This window comes from Arthrobacter crystallopoietes BAB-32 (assembly GCF_000328305.2).
GTDB classification, from domain to species: domain Bacteria; phylum Actinomycetota; class Actinomycetes; order Actinomycetales; family Micrococcaceae; genus Crystallibacter; species Crystallibacter crystallopoietes_A.
Genome location: NZ_ANPE02000144.1, coordinates 1 through 18242 on the forward strand (window position 1 = coordinate 1; position 18242 = coordinate 18242).

Genomic DNA, 18242 nt, shown 5'->3' on the forward strand with positions numbered 1-18242 from the left:
CGGCCCCGCCGCCGGCCTTGGACGCGCAGAGCAGGGCGCTGCCGGCGATGCCCAGGAACGCGGCGAGCAGCCACCAGCGGCTCAGTTGCCTGCGCTCGATGACCCGCTCGAGGATTCCGGAAGCCAGCGGCGCCGAGGCCAGTGATACCACCGTGCCCACGGCAACTCCGCCCAAGTGCATCGAACTGTAGAACGCCAGCGGGTAGATGGCGACGGCGAGGGCGCCCGCCGCGACCAGCCCCGGGTTCGCCCGCAGCAGGCCGCGCGTGCGGCGCAGCTCGGGGATGGCGATCACGGCTTGGAGCAGGCCGCCGATTCCGAGCGCGGCGGCGCCGATGGCCAGCGGTCCGGCGCCCGGAGCGAACGTGGCGGCGGTTCCGGTGGTGCCCCACAGGAAGGACGTGGCGAGGATGGCGGCGATGCCGCCGGAAGTGCGGCTCACAGCCCGGCCAGCATTCCGGCCGCCAACTCCCGGGCAGCGAGCAGCCGCTGCGGTCCGCCCTCCAGTCCGGCCCGGACCATCGCCCCCTCCAGCAGGAAGCAGAAGTGCTCGGCCAGCCGCTCCGCGCGGTCCGGCCCGGCCAGCTCCGCCAGGTGTCCGGCCAGGATCTGCTCGACCTGCTCCTTGTGCCGGCGCACCGCCGCCCGGGCCGGATCGTCGGCGGCGAGTTCGGCCGCGGCATTCAGCAGCCCGCAGCCCCGGAACCCGTGTTCGTAGGCCGAGGCCGCATGGTCGATGTAGGCGTCAAACACCGCCAGCACCAGCTCCCCGGCAGTGTCCTTGCCTGCGAGCCGGGCTTCGTAGAGGCCGAGCCACTCCTCGTGCCGGGCCTCAATGTACGCCTCGACGAGCGCCGCCTTCGAGCTGAAGTTGTTGTAGAGGCTCATCTTCGCCACGCCCGCCGAGGCCGTGATCGAGTCGATTCCCGTGGCCGCGATGCCGTTCGCATAGAAACGCTGCGCGGCTGCGTTGAGGATCCGCGCGCGGGCCGTTCCCCCGGACCGCGTCCCCGCCGTGGCCTGCGTGCTGCCCTTCGCTCCTGCCATTTCCGGCCTCCTGTCTAGGTAGACCAGTCTATCCACACAAGACAGAAGGCAACACCCCGCCGTCGTAAATCCACCCCCGGAAAGAAATATGCGGCACTTTCACCTTCGTGAGACTAGCCAAGGGATGAATTACTCCAACTGATTGATATTCTCCGGGAAGGACTATCCGGTGCCGGCGAACAGGCACTTCAAAATCTGATGGGGGACCTGAATGGGTGCTGTGCGCCGCTATGTACTTCCCGCTGCCTGGCTGGTGGTTTTCGCGGTGATTGCCGCAGCCCTATTCAAGCTGGCCTTCGTGGACGGGCTCACGGCCGAGGCTGCGCAGGAACAGCCGTCCGCCGAGCTGGTCACGCCGACCGTTTCCGTCGAACGCGCCACCATCACCAATGTGGTGCAGGTGAAGGGCTCGGTGGTCAGCGATCCTGCCGTCGCCGTGCGCAGCACTGCCGAGGGCACTGTCAACCACGTGTTCGTCGAGGAAGGCGCCACCGTGGCTGAAGGGGATCCGTTGTTCCAGGTCCGCAAGCTGGTCGAACCCGCTCCGTCCACTGCGCTGGAGCCGCCTCCGGTGCCCGTGGATGATGCCGACGAGGATACCGGGAACAGGCCTGAACCCGCCCCGCAGTACACCTACACCAATGTGGTGGCCACCGCCGCCGGCAAGCTGGCCGGCTTCGACGTCCTCCTGGACCAGCAGGTGTCCGTCGGCACCGACGCTGCGACCATCGCGCCGGGCACCTTTTCGGTGTCCGGGACGCTCACCACTGACCAGCAGTTCCGCATCCTCGGCCGGCCGAGCAAGGCCACGGTGACGATCACGGGAGGACCGGCGCCCTTCGAGTGCGGCTCCGTCACCGTAGGCGAAGCGGCACCAGCGGACACGGCGGCACAGCCGGAACCGGCCGATCCGTTCGGCGGTCCATTTGGCGGCGCGGCGGCCTCGGAAACTGCGGGCACGGTCAACTGCGCGGTCCCCACGGATGTTTCGGTCTTCGCCGGGCTCGGCGCCAGCATCGACATCAGCGCCGGTACTGCCGAGGACGTCCTGGCGGTGCCCACCACCGCGGTCAAGGGCGCGGTGGAGTCCGGCATTGTCTGGGTGGTAAAGGACGACGGCGGCAGCGCACCCGAGGAGCGCGAGGTCACCTTGGGGCTCAACGACGGCCAGCAGGTAGAGGTCAGCGACGGCCTCGAGCAAGGTGAGCTGGTGCTGCAGTTCGTCCCCGGCGCCCCGGGCCAGGACCCCATGGGCGAAAGCGGTCCGTTCGGCATGGTGGGCGGCTGATCCGCGTGATCTCGCCGCAACCAAACCCGGCAGACGAGCCGTTGGTCGAATTGAACCAGGTGACGCGCACCGTCCGGCTCTCGGACGACCAGTCGCTGGATATCCTGCGCGGGGTGGACCTGAGCATCCGGGCGGGCGACCATCTATCCATCGTGGGCCGCTCCGGCTCCGGCAAGTCCACGCTGCTGAACATCCTCGGCCTGCTGGATCTCCCCTCCGCAGGCGAGATGCGCTTCGCCGGACAGCCTGTGGCGTCGATGAGCGAGAAGCGCCGGGCGGTGGCCCGGGGTGCCTCCGTCGGGTTCATCTTCCAGCAGTTCAATCTGCTCCCCGGCCGGACCGCCTTGGAAAACGTGATGACACCGCTGCTCTATGCCCGCGGCAGGCAGTTCTGGCGGCGCGAACAACTGGCCGCCGAAATGCTGGACCGGGTGGGCTTGGCCGACAGGATGCGGGAGAAGCCGCACAAGCTCTCCGGCGGCGAGCAGCAGCGGGTTGCCATCGCCCGCGCCCTGGTCCGGTCACCGAAGCTCATCCTCGCCGATGAGCCGACCGGCGCACTCGATGTCGAGACCGGCCAGGCCGTCATGGCGCTCCTCGACGGCGTGGCGCTCGAATCGGGCGCCGCGCTCGTGACGATCACGCACGATCCGACCGTCGCTGGACTGGCGCACCGGCATTTCCGCCTGCAGGACGGGCGGCTGCACGTCGGGGTGCTGGCCGCATGACCGGCTTCATTGCAGCCCTCACCGAGGCGTGGTCCGAACTGCGCATCCACAAAACCCGGATCCTGCTGGCCCTGATCGGTGTGGCGCTGTCCGTGGCTGCCCTGACTACCGTCGTCGGATTGGGCAACATGGCCCGGGAAGCCATGGTGCAGGGACAGGAGCAGCAGAGCGGCAGGCCTGCCACACTCAGCGTGGAACTCTACCCCGAAGGCGGCCAGCTCGAGCAGGCATCCGTACAGACGGCGCTGGAAGCGGTGGCCGAGCGCTACGCCGTCGCGCACTCCAGCCTGAAGCTCTCCACGAACGTGCCCTTCCAGTTCCCGGACGGAGTCGTTCCGACCGAGACACTGGTCGTCGACGCCGCGTACGGAATCATGCGCCGGGTGGACATGGTCCAAGGCGCCTGGTTCGCCGAACAGGACCAGGACCGCCTGGCACCGGCGGTGATCGTCAACCAGGCCTTCTACCAGCGCCTGGGCAACCCCGATCTGCGCACGGCGCCGACGGTACAGATTTTCCAGGACCGGCCGGTTACAGCCGCGATCGTCGGCGTCCAGCGGAATGACTGGCCGGAAGCCATGCCCCGGGCCATGATCCTCGCGGCACACTATGACAGGACCATCGCGGCCGAAGCTTTATCGATGCCGCCGGCGATGGAACTGTGGGTGCCCGAAGACATCGCCGAGCCGCTCACGCAGGCGATCAGTGCGGACCTGCGGGCCCAGTTCCCTACCGCCAGCGTCAACGTCTTCCGCTCCGACTACGCCGCCTTCGGGGATCCGTTCGCCCCCACCCAGCTGGTGGTGGGCGGCATTGCCGGGCTCGTGCTGCTGCTGGGCGCCGTCGGATTGCTCAACATCTCCATGGTCACCGTCAGGTACCGGGTGCGCGAGATCGGGATCCGGCGCAGCTTCGGCGCCACCTCGGGACGGATTTTCTTCGGCGTGATGCTTGAATCCGTGGTGGCCACCTTCGTCGCCGGAGTCGCCGGCGTGATGCTGGCGATCGCCGTCGTCAAAAGCCCCTGGGTCCAGGAGCAGGTAGCCGCAGGCCTCAGCGAACTGCCGCCCTTCCCGCTGGAAGCGGCGCTCATCGGCCTGGGCGCCGCGACCGCGGTCGGCGCCCTGGCCGGCTTGGTTCCGGCCCTCGTCGCCGTCCGGGTGAAGGTCATCGACGCCATCCGGTACTAGTCACCGGCAGCTGCCGACCATTACGACAGGCGCCCCGCGAAAAGCCCGAGGGACGCGTTCACCTGGTCCACGCTGAAGGCCTTGGGATCCACCTTCTCTCCAGCCTCCAGCCCGAGCATCTCGCGGTAGTCCTGATGCGCCGGATGCTTCGGATCGTTGGCTGCCTCGACCGCGGCCGTCCATCCCCACACGCCGCCGCTGTCCTCCATTGGCGCCCTCCCTCGGCCCCCGGTGCAGCGGGGCAGCGGGCCTTCGGGATCTGCCGGGAGGATCTTCTCCAGTGTGATGACGTGCACCCAGTCATCACCGAAGTCATAGGTGTACTCGAGTTTCCTGCCCACGCCGGTGAGCACGTCGGACAACGCGACCGTGGCTTCGTCTAGGGGCGGGTCGCCGTAGGCGTCCTGATCGACCGGCGCGTACACTCGGCCGCCCCGGCCGCCGACCTGGAAATTGTGCAGGTGGTAGCACTCCCAGTCGAACGACCTCTGCACCACCAGATGGAGCTGATCGAGCCAAATGTCCGAGGGCACCAGGACACGCCGCCAGATCGGCGGCTTGGAGCGGCTGAGCATGATTTTCAGCTGATACACCGACGACGGCGTTCCCGCCTTCCGCTTCGATGCCGGCCTTGCGGGTGGCTGGCCCAGCTGCTTCGCAGCGCCTCCCGCCTGCGGCAAGACCGGCTCCGGCATCCCGACCGCCTCGGCCGCGAGTTCCGGGTAATCGACGTCGAGCTCGTACTCCTCCTCGAAGGCAAACGCGATGCACCGGACAAGCGCCTCCGGCACCGTGATGTGGGTGTCGATGTGCACCAGGCCAAGCTCGGCCAGCTCCTGCAGGCGCGCATAGGCGGTACGGACGGCGACACGGGCCTGGACAGCGGCCGGCTCACTGCCAGCGGCCTCCACGTCCTGGAACCGCTCCACGGGAGCCGGATCCGCAGTACATCCGGCCACCAGCACGGCCACCTGGATCGCGGCCGCGGCGGTTTCCCACGGTTGGCTCTCATCAACGTCCAGCACTGCATTCTGCAGGTACCCGACGATAAGAACCTGCAGTTCTTCCAGCCGTTCCTCCGCGCTTGCGCCGGACAGGGGGCTGATCCCGTCCGCTTGGGGGACCGCTCCGGTCGGGCTGATCTCGATCAGCCCCTCTTCCGCGAGCGTCCGCCACAGGGTACCCAGCACAGGAACCTCATGCATCGACTGAACCACCATGGCTGGTTTGCCTTGGTCACTGGCGACCGGAGCATCGCCCAGGCCGGGCAGTGTGTCCTCGGTTGCGGCTGTTTGGACGCTCCGGCCACGCGCGGCGACGCCGATCGATGCCGCGGCCCCTTCAACATCCTTCAGCCGGAGCGCTCCCGTGGCTGTCACTGGCTTGCCTGCTCCCAGCCACTCCAGCAGGCCGCGTGCCCGCTGGACCAGCGGAAGCGCATCCAAGGCTTCGGCTTCCTCGGCGCTGGAAAGCTCCGGCACCTCGATGAGCGGCAGGCCCTCCTCGGCTCCAGGATCCGAAAGCATGGCGTGGACTGCCTGGTAATCTTCCTCCGAACGGGACCACCTGCCGGTCGCGTGCAGGAAATCGATGAAGCAATGGAAGGCCTCGAAAACCACTACTGCCTCGTCAGGATCGGTCGCCTCAATCGCGGCCAGCAACCCGGAAACGTGGTCTGGATCGAAGCCGGTGACGGAGGCGTCGCCGGTGGCGTCCGAGTAGGTTGCGGCCACTGCCTTCATGATGTCGAGGTAGGCCACGGCTTCCTCCGCCGGGCCAAGGTCTTGGGCGAACCAATCCACGAAGTCGGGCAGGAGCGGATCCAGCGCCCGCTCAGCGCGGACAAACCCCAGGGAAATTGCGCCCTGCCCGGCCGCCTTCTTCCGCGGATCCCCGGAACGGTTCCGGCCGCCCTTGTTCTTCCTGCCCTGGTTCTTCTTCGCCATGCCCGCCCCTTCGACGTTCCAACGCACCGTAAAAACGCTATCGGCATTCCCACGCTGCCACCACCCGGCGCCGGGTTACGCCTGGCGCGGCGGCATCCACTGCAGGCAGTACGCGAGGTTGACGTTGACCGTCGCGGCGGCGGCGTCCTCGTCACCGGCAGCAATCGCATCGGCGAGATCCTCGTGGCCGGCCGGCAGGCAGCCGTCGAACCCGTCACGCAGCCGCTGGGCCATCTTGGTCCCGTGGAACACGTCCCCGAAGCTCGAGTACAGCTCGTGCAGCAGCGGGTTCCCGGAGGCCGCTGCCACGGCCTGGTGGAAGTCCCAGTCGGCGGCGATCCACGCGGCCAGGTCCCCGTCCTCCCAGGCGCGCCGCCGCCTGGCGAGCATCTCCCGCAAAGCCGCCACGGCGCCGTCGTCCGCTAACCGCGCAGCCAGCCGGGCTGCCTGCGTGTCCAGGGCGAAGCGGACCTGGAGCACGTCTTCGTCGTCGTACTCGCGGTAGGCGCGCCGGGCGGTGCCGCTGATCTCGCTGGTGGCGCGGACGTAGGTGCCGTCGCCGCGGCGGACCTCCAGCATGCCGGCGTGGGCCAGCGCCTTGATGGCCTCGCGCAGCGTGCCGCGGGAGACGCCGAGGCGCTCCATCAGCTCGGGCTCGGACGGAATGCGCTGCTGCAGCGGCCACTCCCCCGAGACGATCGACTCGCGCAGCCGGACGGTGACTTCCTCGGCCAGCGGCGCCCGGCTCAGCGGGCCCGCGCTCATTTCTGCGCCTTCCGCTGGGGCGCGGTGATCCAGAGGCACAGCAGCAGCTGCAGCGCGGACCCGGCCAGCATCAGCACCAGCGGCGGCGTCCAGGACCTGGCCGCGTCATGCAGCAGACCCAGCCCGAACGGCCCGGCGGCGGCGAACAGGTAGCCCACGGACTGGGCCAGGGTGGACAGCGCCGTGGTCTCCGCCGCGCTGGAGCCGCTGCGGCTGATCACCAGCATCAGCAGCGGGAACACGCCGAAGCCCAGGCCCAGCAGCACCGCCGGGATCAGGCCCAGCTGCGGCGGCAGCACCAGCAGCGTGATGTAGCCGGCCAGCGATGCGCTGGCAGTCAGCATGAAGGCCGGGCGCAGCAGGTGCGGCTTCGTGGCCATCGCCAGCAGCACGACCACCGCGGGAATGGAGACCACCTGGACCACGGCGAGGATGAGCCCGCCCGCGGCCGGATCCAGGCCGCGCGAGATCATCACGAACGGCAGCCAGCTCATCAGCGCGTACACCAGCAGCGCCTGGATGGCGAACAGCGCGGTGGCGAGCAGGCCCATCCGGGTTGCCAGCAGCGGCCACGGAGACACATGCCGCTTCCCGCCCGCGAGCCGGCGCCGGCGGGACCTGACCGCCAGCGGCAGGAAGGCGGCCAGCGCCACCGCCCCAAGAAGTGCCCAGGCGGCGAGCCCCAGCGTCGGCGAACCTAGCTGGGCCGCCAGCGGAACGCTCACCGCGGCCGCCGTAGTCGCCCCGAAAGCCATGGTGATGGTGAAGGTCCCGGTCGCCGCCGAGGTGCGGTGCGCGAAGTGCTCGCGGATGAACGAGGGCATCGCGACGTTGCAGATCGCCAGCCCGGACATAGCCGCCACGGTCCCCGCCAGCAGCAGCTCCACCGACTCGAAACCGCGCAGCGCCAACCCGCCGGTCAGCAGTACCAGGGCCAGCGCGATCGAACGCTCGAGCCCGATCCGCCCGCTCAGCCACGCAGTCGCCGCTCCCGCCACCGCGAAGCAGAGCACCGGGATGGTGGGCAGCAGCGAGGCCACCAGCGGCCCGTAGCCCAGCAGCTGCTGCAGCCCGTGGAACAGCGCGGCCGCACTGGTAATCCCGGCCCGCAGGTTCAGGCCAATAAGGACGACGGCGGCAATCGCCAGCACGGCAGTCCACCGTCGGCGCGGGGCCGGGACACGTTCATCAAGTTCGGGGGCAAGGGACTCATCCAGCGCCTCGCCCAGAGTTTCGGAAGCCACTCCAAAACATTAGACGTCTGATGTTTGGCGGGCAAGCTGGGGTTGTTGCAGTTGCACACAGTCGAGCTCAAGATCCACTGCCATCTCCGGCCACGGCCCGCCGATCATCTGAGCGCATGAGCATCTAGAGGCATATAATTGAATATATAAAGTCGGGATCAGCGGGGAGTCGGTCACCATGGCGATCACATCAGTGGACGTTGACAAGGCGAAAATAGAGGCGGCCAAGGCCATCCTCTCCGCTGGTTCTGCGCGCGAAACGATCGACAAATCACTCGAAATCGTCATCGCACTCCACAATCAGCAGAAGGTTTTGGAGGAGATGAAGGCTGTGCCTCTCACCCAGGAGCACCGCGCCGCCTCCGTCGTCGAATACCCTGACCAGGAAGTCGTGTAGTTGGAGCATTCCACGGCATCGCTCCCCCTGTACATCGTCGATGCCAGCGCCTGGTCCCGCTACGGCACGAACCGCGCGGTCACGGGCGATCTCGACGCCATCGGACACAGCGGGATCATCATGACATGCCCTCCGGCCTCGCTGGAGTATTGTTTTATGGCCCGGAATGCAGCCGAGCATGCAGCCTTTGCCGACCGCATGGCCAGGTTGAAACAGCCGGAACAACACCCATCGGTTTCCGATGTCCTCGAAATCCAGTCGGCTCTTTGGAACGCCGGTCTCGTCCGAGCGGCAGGCCCCGTCGACACGCTCATTGCAGCCTACGCCCTACTGCATGACGCGACGGTGGTGAGCTGCGGCAAGGACTATGGCCATCTCGCCGCTGCATTGGACGGGAGGCTCAAGCAAATCTTCCACAAGATCTAGCAGCGGAAATCAGGCAAGCGGCGTCCAGGCCCGCGCGACACTGATCCTTCGGTCAGGACAGCACGTCCTTGCTGGCGAACCGGCCGTACGCCAAGGTGCAGAAGAGCGCGATGTACCCGCCTTGGAGCAGGGCGTTGGCCGCGAAGGCGTCCCAGGAGATGGGCTGCCGGAGCAGGTCTGCGAAGCCGACCCAGTGGTGGGTGAACAGCCAGGGATGCAGCCAGTCGAGCTGCGGCAGGGCGCCGAGGATCTGCGCGACGACGGCGAGGACGGCGGTGGCCGCCATCGCGCCGACCGGTACCTCGGTGAGGGTGGAGATGAAGAGCCCGATCGCGGCGAGCCCGGCCAGCGAGAGGCTGACGTAGCCGGCGATGAGCAGCAGCCGCAGCACGGATTCGCCCACGCTGATCGTGTCGCCCGACAGCAGCGTCACCGGTCCCACGGGAAAGAGTGCGACGCCGATCAGCATGCCGGCGGTGACCACGGTCAGGGCGGCGGTGATGCAGAAAGCGACGGCGGCCGCGTACTTGACGGCCAGCAGCCGGATCCGGCCGGCCGGGGCGGCCAGCAGGTAGCGCAGCGTACCGAGGTTGGCTTCCCCGGCGATGGCATCGCCCGCGACGACGCTGATGGTCAGCGGCAGGAAGAGCGGGATGGAAACCACCGTGGCAGTCAGCGCTATGAACAGGCCGTTCTGGGTGACGCGGTCCAGGAACGGCGGCCCCTGCCCGGGACCCGGATCGCGCGAGGAAAGCCGGACCGCGAGCGCGATCAGCACCGGGATGGCGGCGAGCGCGGCGAGCATCGCCCAGGTCCGCCAGCGCCGGAAGAGCACGCTGAGCTCGGAGCCGAGCAGGGCCCAGCCTGCCGAGGGCCGGGCCCGGACCGCCTGCTGCTTACTGGACAATGTCGAACCCCTCCCCCGTGAGCGCCACGAACCGCTCTTCCAGCGTGCTGTTCTCCACGGCGAAGCCACGGACCCGGACCCCTTCGGCCACCAGCGCGGCCACGATCTGCTCGGGCAGGATCCCGTCAGCCAGCGGGGCCGTGACCATCCCGTTCGCGGCGGAACCAACGCCTGCCGGACTCAGCCCCAATCCCCGCAGCACCCGATCCGCTTCGCCAAGGTCCGGCGTCGTTAGCGTCACCCGCTGTTCCCCGCCGCGCCGCAAGCCCTCCACGGTCCCCTGCGCCACCAGCTTGCCGGCGCTCATGATCGCGGCGTGCGTGCAGATCTGTTCGACCTCGGCCAGCAGGTGGCTGGAGACGAATACCGTAGTGCCTCCGGCGGCCAGGGAGCGGACGAGGCTGCGCACTTCGCGGGTGCCCTGCGGATCCAGGCCGTTGGTCGGTTCATCCAGCACCAGCAGCTCGCGCGGCATCAGCAGGGCGTTGGCGATCCCGAGCCGCTGCTTCATCCCGAGCGAGTAGGCCCGCACTTTCTTGCCCGCGGCGTGCGAGAGGCCCACGCGTTCGAGCGCCTCGCGGACCCGGGCGCGCCGGGTGGCGGACGGGGCGTGCCGATCGGCGGCGTCAAGGCGGTGCAGGTTCGCGGCGCCGGAGAGGAACGGGTAGAACGCCGGCCCTTCGATCAGCGCGCCGACCCGCGGCAGCACCTCGCGCAGCGCGGCCGGCATTTCCTGGCCCAGCACGCGGGCGTGGCCGTCCGTGGCGGCAGCGAGCCCCAGCAGCACGCGGATGGTGGTGGTTTTGCCCGAGCCGTTGGGCCCGAGGAACCCGAACACGGAGCCGTGCGGGACGGCCAGGTCAAGATGGTCGACGGCGGTCTGGTGGCCAAAGCGCTTGGTCAGGCCTTGGGTTTCGATGGCCAGTTCACCAGATGGCAGGTCCCCGGTGGAGCCGGCGCTCACCGGCCCTCCGCCGCCGCCTGCAGCCGCTCCACCGTGACGGATCCCGCGAACACCCGGCCGTCGTCTGTCAGCAGCACGTTGACCAGGGCGGTGGACAGCAGCTGCCCGCCGTCGACTTTCCGCAGGGCTTGGGCCATGGCGGGCGACTCTGCCCAACCCTCCGGCAAGCTCGTTGCAGAAAGTTCGACGACGGTGTCCCAGCCCTCGCCGGTCTTCTCCACCTTGCCGTCGCGGTGCTTGGCGTCATGGTGCCGGGCGTCGCGCTGCGCCGCATCAGGTCCCTGCCGCTCACCGCGGTCGGCATGCCTGCCGGAGCGGTCCGGCACGGCGTGCTCGGTGACCGTGGCGCCGGCCGGAGGGGTGAAGTCGAACAGCCCGGCATCCGGAGCCTCGAGGCTCAGCTCGGTGAAGGCCAGCTCGAACGCCGGCTCCTCCTGGCCGCGGGCCTGGACCTCCACGCTCAGCGGCAGGCCGGTCTCCGCGTCCACTGCGAGCGAGACGGAATCGACCAGCGTCTCGGCGCTGTCCGGATCCAGCACCAGCTGGTAGGCATCCCGTCCGGCGACCCGGACATCCTCGGCCACGGTCACCTCGGTGCCCGGTTCGACTGCCTCGAGGAAATGGCTGGCCAGGCGCTCGGGCGTGTACTCGCCGTCGTACTTGTCATGCTCCTTGGCGCCGGAACGCTCCGGAAGCGTCATGTGGACGGCCTCGTTCTGCTTGGAGCTGTAGAACCAGACATCGCGGCCGTTACGGATGATGTCACGCTCGGCGAGCCGGTCCAGCACCTGCACCCGGGCCTGCTCCTTGCCGTCCAGGTAGACGCGGGCGGTGTGCGAACCGGTGAGGAGGTCGAGGGCGGCCGCGGCACCGGACATGCCGGACTGGTCCGGGCCGTCAGTTGGAAGCTGCGGCAGGCCGAGGGCAGAGGTCTGCTCCAGCGTGCCGGAGAGTGTCCGGACGTCGCTGCCGGCGAGCAGTTCCAGCAACTGCTGCGGCGTCTTGTCCGGCAACTCGGTCGCGGCGCCGGCCTGCACCGTGCCGATCAGGGCGCCGCCGGCGATCACCGCCGGGACGACGGCGGCTGGCAGCCAGCGTTTCCAGGTTCGTGCCATGGCGATTCGACCTCCGGCCCTTGCAAGTCTCTCTCCAGCCTACGCCGGTTCGGCCGCAGGTTCACTGGCCGCTACACCACTTCGACCAGGCACCGGATCCCAGGTGCCCGTGCCAAACGGCGGTCCACAGTCAGCAGGCTTGCCGCATCCAATTCCTCTGCCAGCGCTACATACGTCGCGTCATAAGCGCTGAGGTTGGCCCGCAGCTGCCAGATTCTGGGAATGAGTGGCAGAGCCGGGAAGCGTCTGATACTCAGTTGCGCGTGGCCGTCCAGGGCAACCGCAGCCTGTTCCTCAGTGACAGCTTGCCGCCGTACAAGCCGTCTCAGGACGCTGGCCACTTCGCTATCCAGCAGGTGCGGCGCGGCCAGGTCCTCATGCCCGAGCACCTCCGGTTTCACGTCTCCCAGCAGAAGCGCTATGACCACGGTCGCATCAAGCACCTTCACTGGTTGCGGCCTTCATCAAGGGCTTCGAGGATGCTTTCCCTGGAAACATTGCCTGCCGCCCGATCACGTACCTCCGTGATGACAGCCGCGTTGGAGTCCGCAATCCGCGACCTGCGAGCCACAAGTTCAAGCTCGTCCTTAAGGTAGACGGTGAGTGAGCGGCCGCTATTCGCCGCTGCACTAGACAGCGCCGCATGGACCTCGTCGGGCACATCTCGAATATGAATGACCTTCGACATATCTCAATCATACGAGGTGGGTGCACACTGCACCCACCTTCAGTTCGATGCAGTTGGATCATGGTTGCCAGCGCTGCAGGCGCGTGCTGTAGTGGTGTGAAGCAGACATTTCCGGTTTCCGCCAGCGCGGTCCGGACCATGCAAGGGGGCGTGGATGGGCGCGTCGAGGCTGTTGCCTTCCGTGGAAGCGCAGGACCTGATCGAGCTTGCCCGCGAGCTGGCGGCGAAGGAACTGGCACCGCGGGCGGCCGCGGCGGAGCGGGCCGGCGAGTTCCCTCGCGAGGTCTACCGCACGCTGGGCCGGGCGGGGCTGCTCAGCCTGCCTTATGCGGAGGAATACGGTGGCGGGGAACAGCCGGCCGAGGTCTACCTGCAGGTGTTCGAGGAGATCGGCTCGGTGTGGGCCAGTGTCGGCGTCGGCGCCAGCGTGCACGCGCTCTCCTGCTTCCCGGTGGCCACCTTCGGCACCGAGGTGCAGCGCAAGACGTGGCTGGCCGACATGCTTTCCGGCGAGACGCTGGGCGCCTACTGCCTGTCCGAGGCGCACGCCGGTTCGGATCCGTCGGCGCTGCGGACCCGGGCGGTGCGCGACGGCGAGGGCTACGTCATTTCCGGGGCGAAGGCCTGGACGACCCACGGCGGCACGGCGGACTTCTACGTCGTCTTCGCGCGCACGTCGGACGATCCGCGGCATGGCATTTCCTGTTTCCTGGTGCCGGGCGATGCTGAGGGGCTCAGTGCGGCTCCGCCGGAGCACAAGATGGGCCTGACCGGCTCGGTCACCGCCACCATGAATTTCGACGGCGTCCGCGTCCCGGCCGAGCGGCTGATCGGGCTGGAGGGCCAGGGCCTGGCCATCGCTTTTGCCGCGTTGGACTCCGGACGGCTGGGCATCGCCGCTGTTGCCACGGGCTTGGCACAGGCGGCGCTGGACCTGGCCGTCTCCTACGCCAAGGAGCGGGAGGTCTTCGGCAAGCTGCTGATCGACCACGAGGGCCTGGCCTTCCTGCTGGCGGACATGGCGGTCGGCGTCGAAACCGCGCGCGCCACGTACCTCTCCGCCGCGAGGCTGAGGGACGCCGGCCGCCCGTATGCCCGGGAGGCATCGATTGCCAAGCTGGTCGCGACAGACAATGCTATGTCGGTGACCACGGACGCGGTGCAGGTACTGGGCGGCGCCGGCTACACGCAGGACTTCCCCGCCGAACGATTCATGCGCGAAGCGAAGGTCATGCAGATCTTCGAGGGCACCAACCAGATCCAGCGCCTGGTGATCTCCCGGCAGCTGGCGCGCTGACGGCGGATCGGTCGAGCCATTTCGGCCGCGATGGACCTTCCCGCGCCCGGACGGCATAGGCTGGCAGCAGACGACCGCTGCTTGAAGTCCAGGGAGGTTCCGTGGCACGACGAATGGCTGAAGAAGAGTATCGGGCACAACAGTGGGACCGGCGCTACAGTGCCAACGTTGAGGCCATCAACCTCCTCTGCGACGGCCTGAGCGGCAATGCCGGGGAAGGCCGCGTCCCCTACATCGACCCGAGGCATGATCTCGACGAATGCCGCATCGTCAGCCTGCTGGCCAGCCCCGGCGCGGGCGCCGGCTCCGGTTTCATACAGCGCAGAACGCCTCTGCTCGATCTATGAGGAGGTCGGCCTGGAACCGCGGCACGTCATGCCGTGGAATGTCTATCCGTGGTTCATCGCCGACAAGCAGGACGGCAAACTCACCAAACAACAGATCCACGACGGCCTGAAGCCCTTCCGGCAATTCCTCAAGAAAGTCGAGCGCGTTTCCGCCGTCGTCGCGCACGGCACCGAAGCCCACAAACTCACGGCGATGCTCGACCGGACCACGGACCGCAACCTCTTCGCCCGAGGCTTCAAGGTCTACCGCGTCCGGTCCGCAGGTGGCCGTGCCTTCATTGGCAGCCCGGAACAGCAGGAGGCCTGGCTGCAGGAAATGCGCGATGCCTACTGGGACGCCATGGGACGGGCCGGCATTCGTCCATCGCGGTAGCAGCGTTTAGGCGACGCCCTTCAGGGCCTTCTCCTTGCCGCCGTCGAGTCCCAGCAGGCTGCGGGCCTCGTGCAGGGCGGCCTGGGAATCCTTCTTGCCCATCTGCGCCAGCGTCAGCAGGTTCGCGATGCGCTGTTCCTGCCGCATTCCTGAAACTTCGTCGGCGAACTCAATCATGGCGATAACCCGGGCATGGGCACGGCGACCGCGGGCCTCCGTGCTCGCATCGTCGGCGTCGATATCCCCCAAGATAGCGAGCGCCTCATGCAGGCGTGCATTCATTTGTCGTACCCCTCCAACACCCCGTCGGTGGAAGCGTTTGGTGTATCAGTTGGCGTTTATTGCTTTACCGAACCATATGTGCCGGAAAGAGCGCTGTGAAGGGCCTCACGGGATAAACTCCCCAAATGTTTCGAATTAAAGCGTTCATCGGCCGCTTGGCGTAACATTCGAGCGCTTCGCGCCTTGATACAGGCGCCGGTTATTTGCTGACGACGGCGGTGCTTGCCTCTGCCTGGTCGTCATAGTCCTGGCGTGACTGCAGGATTTTGCCGGCGTGCTCCTCGGCCCACGCGCGGACGGCATCCAGCGGTCCGAGCAGCGTCTGGCCGAGCGGCGTCAGCCCGTATTCCACGCGCGGCGGCACCTCGGCAAAAATGGTCCGGCTGACCAACCCGTCCCGCTCCAGCGTGCGCAGGGTCTGGGTGAGCACTTTCGGCGTGACACCTTGGACGGCGGCGCGGATGGCAGAGAAACGCTGCGGCCCGTCCTTGAGCACCTGGAAGACCAGCGGCGTCCACTTATCGCCGATGCGCTGCAGCACCACGCGAGACGGCAACCGGGCTGCATCACGTCGAACGGCTGACTATCCATTTCCATAAGGTAACTGTATTACTTTGAGGTACTTGGTTTCCAATTGATACCGTTAGGTGCAGTGCCGGAGCCGCCGGCAGTGCGACGAAAGGAAAACCATGAAGATCGCCGTCTACGGAGCCTCCGGCATGGTCGGATCCGAAATCACCGCCGAGGCCCTCCGCCGCGGACACGAGGTCACTGCCGTCACGCGCAGCGGCGCCGACGTCGAAGGGGCCGCCTCCCGCAAGGCCGAACTCTCCGACCTGGAAACCTTCCGCGACCTCGCCGCGGACCATGACGCCGTCGTCGTTTCCGTCTCCCCGGACCGCACAGGCAAGACGCACGAACCGCTGATCGAAGCACACCGCGCGATTATCGCGAACGGAGCGCAGTCCCGGGTGTTTGTCGTCGGCGGCGCCGGCGCCCTGGAAGTAGACGGCGTGCAGCTGAAGGACCTGCCTGATTTCCCGGCGGAGTACAAGGCCGAGAGCGACACATTTGCCCAAGTGCTCGAGTCCTACCGCGGCGCCGACGACCTGGACTGGACCATGCTCGCGCCCGCACCCGTGATCGCTCCGGGCCAGCGCACCGGCGAGTACAAGCTGGGCAAGGATTCCCCCGTGGGCGACTCGATCTCCACCCAGGATTTTGCCGTCGCCGTGCTGGATGAGCTGGAGAGCCCGAAGCACCGCAACCAGCGCTTCGCTGTGGCCAACTGACCTGCCGACAGCCCCGCACCTAAGCCCGGCAATAAAGGAGGACGACGGCGGTGCCTGCGCACCGCCGTCGTCCAGTATTCAGCTGATGCCCTTTTCGACCTCGAAAAGGCATCAGCTGCTTCCTCGATCCCGCGGGCCAGGCCGGGCTGGAACCAGCCTCTTGGCGGCGGCGGCGAACTGTGCCACGTTGGAAGAGGAACGATCCAACCGCGCAGCGAAAGGACGTGGTCCGGATGCCCAAGACGGACAAGAGCGGCAAGCCGAAGCAGAGCGAACTGCCGAGCACACTGAAGAAGTCGGGCAAGAAAGCGCAGGCCACCTTCGCCAAGGCCCACCATTCCGCCGCCGAAACCTACGGCGACGAGCAGCGCGCGCACCGCGTCGGCTACAGCGCGCTCAAGCACACGCATGAGAAGGTCGGCGACCACTGGGAGCCCAAGGACAAGGCCGGCCCTTCGGACAAGCAGGCCAAGGGCGGCAAGGACACCTCGCGCCCGACCAAGGGCGGGGTGGACGAGAACGCCTCCAAGGAGCACCTCTACGACCTGGCCAAGAAACTCGACGTGCCCGGCCGCTCCAAGATGAGCAAGTCCGAACTGGTGGACGCAGTGCGCAAGGCCAACGACAAGGAGACCCGCAAATCCCGCTGACCCGGCCGCTCAGCCAGGCAGCAGCGCACCCGGCATACCCCGGTGGCGGGCCACCCGCCGTCGTTGTTTCATCCTGCACCGCAGTTCACTGAAGGCGTAGCGGCAGGCGGATCAAACGCGCTGGTTCTGCTGTTGCATGGAGAGCAAGCAACGCTGCCGGAGGTGGGCCGTGAATGCCATTCCAGAACCGCGGATCGAGCCGGTCCGCGATGCCCAGGACCCGCTGGATTCGTACTCCGAGTCCGTGGTCCGCATCGCGGAGACCGTTACGCCGCATGTCGCCGCAGTGCAGATGGAAGTACGACGCCGGGACAAGGCTTTCGCCACCGGCGGCGGGTCCGCGGTGGTCTTCACCGAGGACGGCTACCTGCTCACCAACGCGCACGTCGTGGCGAATTCCGACGGCGGCCACGCGGCTTTCGCTGACGGCACGCGGACCGAGGTGGACCTGATCGGGGCCGATCCGCTCTCCGACCTGGCCGTGCTGCGCGGCCGGCTCACGGTGCCGCGGCCGGTGGAGCTGGGCGACGCATCGAGGCTGCGGGTGGGGCAACTGGTCGTCGCCGTCGGCAACCCGCTGGGGCTCGCCGGCTCGGTGACCGCCGGTGTGGTCAGCGCGCTGGGCCGCTCCATCCCGGTGGCCGCGGGGCGGAACCGGCGGGTGATCGAGGACGTGATCCAGACGGACGCGGCGCTCAATCCTGGTAGTTCCGGCGGCGCACTCGCGGACTCAACCGGCCGGGTAGTCGGGATCAACACCGCCGTGGCCGGAATCGGACTGGGCCTGGCCGTGCCGATCAACGCCACGACGCGGCGGATCATCTCCGCACTGCTGGCCGACGGCCGCGTTCGGCGCGCCTACCTCGGCCTGGTCAGCACGCCGGTGCCGCTGTCGGCGCGGGACTCCATGCGGACCGGCGAACGGCACGGGCTGCGGGTGGTCGAAGTGCTGCCCGGCTCCCCCGCCGAAGCCGCCGGGCTGCGAGCCGGCGATCTGGTCATCCGCGCCGGCGGCCAGCCCGTGGCGAACGCGCAAAGCCTGCAGCGGCTGCTCTTCGCCGACGCCATCGGCGTGGACTTCCCGCTGGCCGTGCTGCGCGACGGGTCAGTGTTGGAGCTCATCGCGCTGCCGCAGGAAATGTCCGGCTAGGTCAGGCCTTCACGTCCTCGCGGTCCTGTTCTTCGCCGGCCGGGCTCAGCGCCTGGACCGTCTCATCGTAGAGCGGCGCCGGTCCTTCCGCGGGATAGCCCTCGTCGTGCACCTCGGGCCGCCGGGCCCCGGGCCGGGCCTGCGGC

The 18242-nt window shown here is 68.0% G+C and carries 23 protein-coding genes; 11 read left to right on the plus strand and 12 right to left on the minus strand.

Translation table 11 applies throughout. From position 1 onward, the window contains the following. The coding region (locus D477_RS11870) for an EamA family transporter (protein WP_005269424.1) at positions 1 to 442 on the minus strand (442 nt) is incomplete at its 3' end. Continuing rightward, on the minus strand, positions 439 to 1047 hold the full coding sequence (locus D477_RS11875) for a TetR/AcrR family transcriptional regulator (protein WP_005269433.1): 609 nt from the start codon (positions 1045 to 1047) through the stop codon (positions 439 to 441). The genes D477_RS11870 and D477_RS11875, both read right to left, overlap by 4 nt. Positions 1048 to 1258: 211 nt before the next feature. Here D477_RS11875 and D477_RS11880 point away from each other — a divergent pair, with 211 nt between their 5' ends. The 3 genes from D477_RS11880 to D477_RS11890 are packed head-to-tail and all read left to right on the plus strand — an operon-like array spanning position 1259 to position 4253. Next, on the plus strand, positions 1259 to 2335 hold the full coding sequence (locus tag D477_RS11880; protein WP_005269435.1) for an efflux RND transporter periplasmic adaptor subunit: 1077 nt from the start codon (positions 1259 to 1261) through the stop codon (positions 2333 to 2335). Positions 2336 to 2394: 59 nt separating this feature from the next. Further along, a complete protein-coding gene (locus tag D477_RS11885) occupies positions 2395 to 3063 on the plus strand; it encodes an ABC transporter ATP-binding protein (protein ID WP_237740783.1) in 669 nt (222 codons plus the stop codon). Then, positions 3060 to 4253: an ABC transporter permease gene (locus D477_RS11890; protein ID WP_005269438.1), complete on the plus strand. Its 1194-nt coding sequence runs from the start codon at positions 3060 to 3062 to the stop codon at positions 4251 to 4253. The genes D477_RS11885 and D477_RS11890 overlap by 4 nt, the downstream gene beginning before the upstream one ends. A gap of 20 nt (positions 4254 to 4273) precedes the next feature. Here D477_RS11890 and D477_RS21230 read toward each other — a convergent pair whose 3' ends face one another. The 3 genes from D477_RS21230 to D477_RS11905 all read right to left on the minus strand — a co-directional run bounded on the left by D477_RS21230 (position 4274) and on the right by D477_RS11905 (position 8208). Beyond that, positions 4274 to 6199 (minus strand): plasmid pRiA4b ORF-3 family protein, encoded by a 1926-nt coding sequence (locus tag D477_RS21230; RefSeq protein WP_005269439.1) that lies wholly within the window; start codon positions 6197 to 6199, stop codon positions 4274 to 4276. A 75-nt stretch (positions 6200 to 6274) separates the two neighbouring features. Further along, positions 6275 to 6964 (minus strand): FadR/GntR family transcriptional regulator, encoded by a 690-nt coding sequence (locus tag D477_RS11900; protein WP_005269440.1) that lies wholly within the window; start codon positions 6962 to 6964, stop codon positions 6275 to 6277. Continuing rightward, positions 6961 to 8208 (minus strand): MFS transporter, encoded by a 1248-nt coding sequence (locus tag D477_RS11905; RefSeq protein WP_005269441.1) that lies wholly within the window; start codon positions 8206 to 8208, stop codon positions 6961 to 6963. The genes D477_RS11900 and D477_RS11905 overlap by 4 nt, the downstream gene beginning before the upstream one ends. Before the next feature lie 178 nt (positions 8209 to 8386). Between D477_RS11905 and D477_RS11910 the strand changes: the two genes are divergently transcribed. Together D477_RS11910 and D477_RS11915 are read left to right on the plus strand one after the other, a co-directional pair. Continuing rightward, a complete protein-coding gene (locus D477_RS11910) occupies positions 8387 to 8605 on the plus strand; it encodes a hypothetical protein (RefSeq protein WP_005269442.1) in 219 nt (72 codons plus the stop codon). Then, entirely contained in the window at positions 8606 to 9031 is a 426-nt protein-coding gene (locus D477_RS11915; RefSeq protein ID WP_005269445.1) for a PIN domain-containing protein, read from the plus strand. It begins immediately after the preceding gene. A gap of 52 nt (positions 9032 to 9083) precedes the next feature. On the opposite strand, the gene D477_RS11920 is transcribed toward D477_RS11915, so the two are convergent. From D477_RS11920 to D477_RS11940, 5 genes are all read right to left on the minus strand, one after another. Beyond that, positions 9084 to 9938 (minus strand): ABC transporter permease, encoded by an 855-nt coding sequence (locus D477_RS11920; protein ID WP_005269454.1) that lies wholly within the window; start codon positions 9936 to 9938, stop codon positions 9084 to 9086. Beyond that, the gene (locus tag D477_RS11925; RefSeq protein ID WP_005269455.1) at positions 9928 to 10902 is read right to left on the minus strand and encodes an ABC transporter ATP-binding protein; all 975 of its coding nucleotides are present in this window, start codon (positions 10900 to 10902) and stop codon (positions 9928 to 9930) included. The genes D477_RS11920 and D477_RS11925 overlap by 11 nt, the downstream gene beginning before the upstream one ends. Beyond that, complete coding sequence (locus tag D477_RS11930) at positions 10899 to 12017, minus strand: LolA family protein (RefSeq protein WP_005269457.1); 1119 nt, start codon at positions 12015 to 12017, stop codon at positions 10899 to 10901. The genes D477_RS11925 and D477_RS11930 overlap by 4 nt, the downstream gene beginning before the upstream one ends. Positions 12018 to 12088: 71 nt before the next feature. Further along, the gene (locus D477_RS11935; RefSeq protein ID WP_005269459.1) at positions 12089 to 12466 is read right to left on the minus strand and encodes a type II toxin-antitoxin system VapC family toxin; all 378 of its coding nucleotides are present in this window, start codon (positions 12464 to 12466) and stop codon (positions 12089 to 12091) included. Then, entirely contained in the window at positions 12463 to 12705 is a 243-nt protein-coding gene (locus D477_RS11940) for a FitA-like ribbon-helix-helix domain-containing protein (protein WP_005269461.1), read from the minus strand. The genes D477_RS11935 and D477_RS11940 overlap by 4 nt, the downstream gene beginning before the upstream one ends. A gap of 154 nt (positions 12706 to 12859) precedes the next feature. Here D477_RS11940 and D477_RS11945 point away from each other — a divergent pair, with 154 nt between their 5' ends. The 3 genes from D477_RS11945 to D477_RS23295 all read left to right on the plus strand — a co-directional run bounded on the left by D477_RS11945 (position 12860) and on the right by D477_RS23295 (position 14722). Beyond that, positions 12860 to 14002 (plus strand): acyl-CoA dehydrogenase family protein, encoded by a 1143-nt coding sequence (locus tag D477_RS11945; RefSeq protein ID WP_005269463.1) that lies wholly within the window; start codon positions 12860 to 12862, stop codon positions 14000 to 14002. Between the two features lie 113 nt (positions 14003 to 14115). Beyond that, positions 14116 to 14349 (plus strand): hypothetical protein, encoded by a 234-nt coding sequence (locus tag D477_RS23290; protein ID WP_237740784.1) that lies wholly within the window; start codon positions 14116 to 14118, stop codon positions 14347 to 14349. 28 nt (positions 14350 to 14377) lie between these two features. Further along, positions 14378 to 14722: a hypothetical protein gene (locus tag D477_RS23295; protein ID WP_237740785.1), complete on the plus strand. Its 345-nt coding sequence runs from the start codon at positions 14378 to 14380 to the stop codon at positions 14720 to 14722. Between the two features lie 6 nt (positions 14723 to 14728). Here the strand turns inward: D477_RS23295 and D477_RS11955 are convergent, their stop codons facing one another. Beyond that, positions 14729 to 15004, minus strand: coding sequence for a hypothetical protein (locus D477_RS11955; protein WP_005269464.1), 276 nt, complete (start codon positions 15002 to 15004; stop codon positions 14729 to 14731). A 199-nt stretch (positions 15005 to 15203) separates the two neighbouring features. Further along, positions 15204 to 15560: a winged helix-turn-helix transcriptional regulator gene (locus D477_RS11960; protein ID WP_052510766.1), complete on the minus strand. Its 357-nt coding sequence runs from the start codon at positions 15558 to 15560 to the stop codon at positions 15204 to 15206. Between the two features lie 133 nt (positions 15561 to 15693). Between D477_RS11960 and D477_RS11965 the strand changes: the two genes are divergently transcribed. The 3 genes from D477_RS11965 (at position 15694) to D477_RS11975 (ending at position 18096) form a co-directional block, all read left to right on the plus strand. Further along, on the plus strand, positions 15694 to 16296 hold the full coding sequence (locus tag D477_RS11965) for an NAD(P)-dependent oxidoreductase (protein WP_005269466.1): 603 nt from the start codon (positions 15694 to 15696) through the stop codon (positions 16294 to 16296). 233 nt (positions 16297 to 16529) lie between these two features. Beyond that, positions 16530 to 16946: a ChaB family protein gene (locus D477_RS11970; RefSeq protein ID WP_005269467.1), complete on the plus strand. Its 417-nt coding sequence runs from the start codon at positions 16530 to 16532 to the stop codon at positions 16944 to 16946. Positions 16947 to 17115: 169 nt separating this feature from the next. Further along, a complete protein-coding gene (locus D477_RS11975; protein WP_005269468.1) occupies positions 17116 to 18096 on the plus strand; it encodes a S1C family serine protease in 981 nt (326 codons plus the stop codon). Positions 18097 to 18242: the final 146 nt, after the last annotated feature.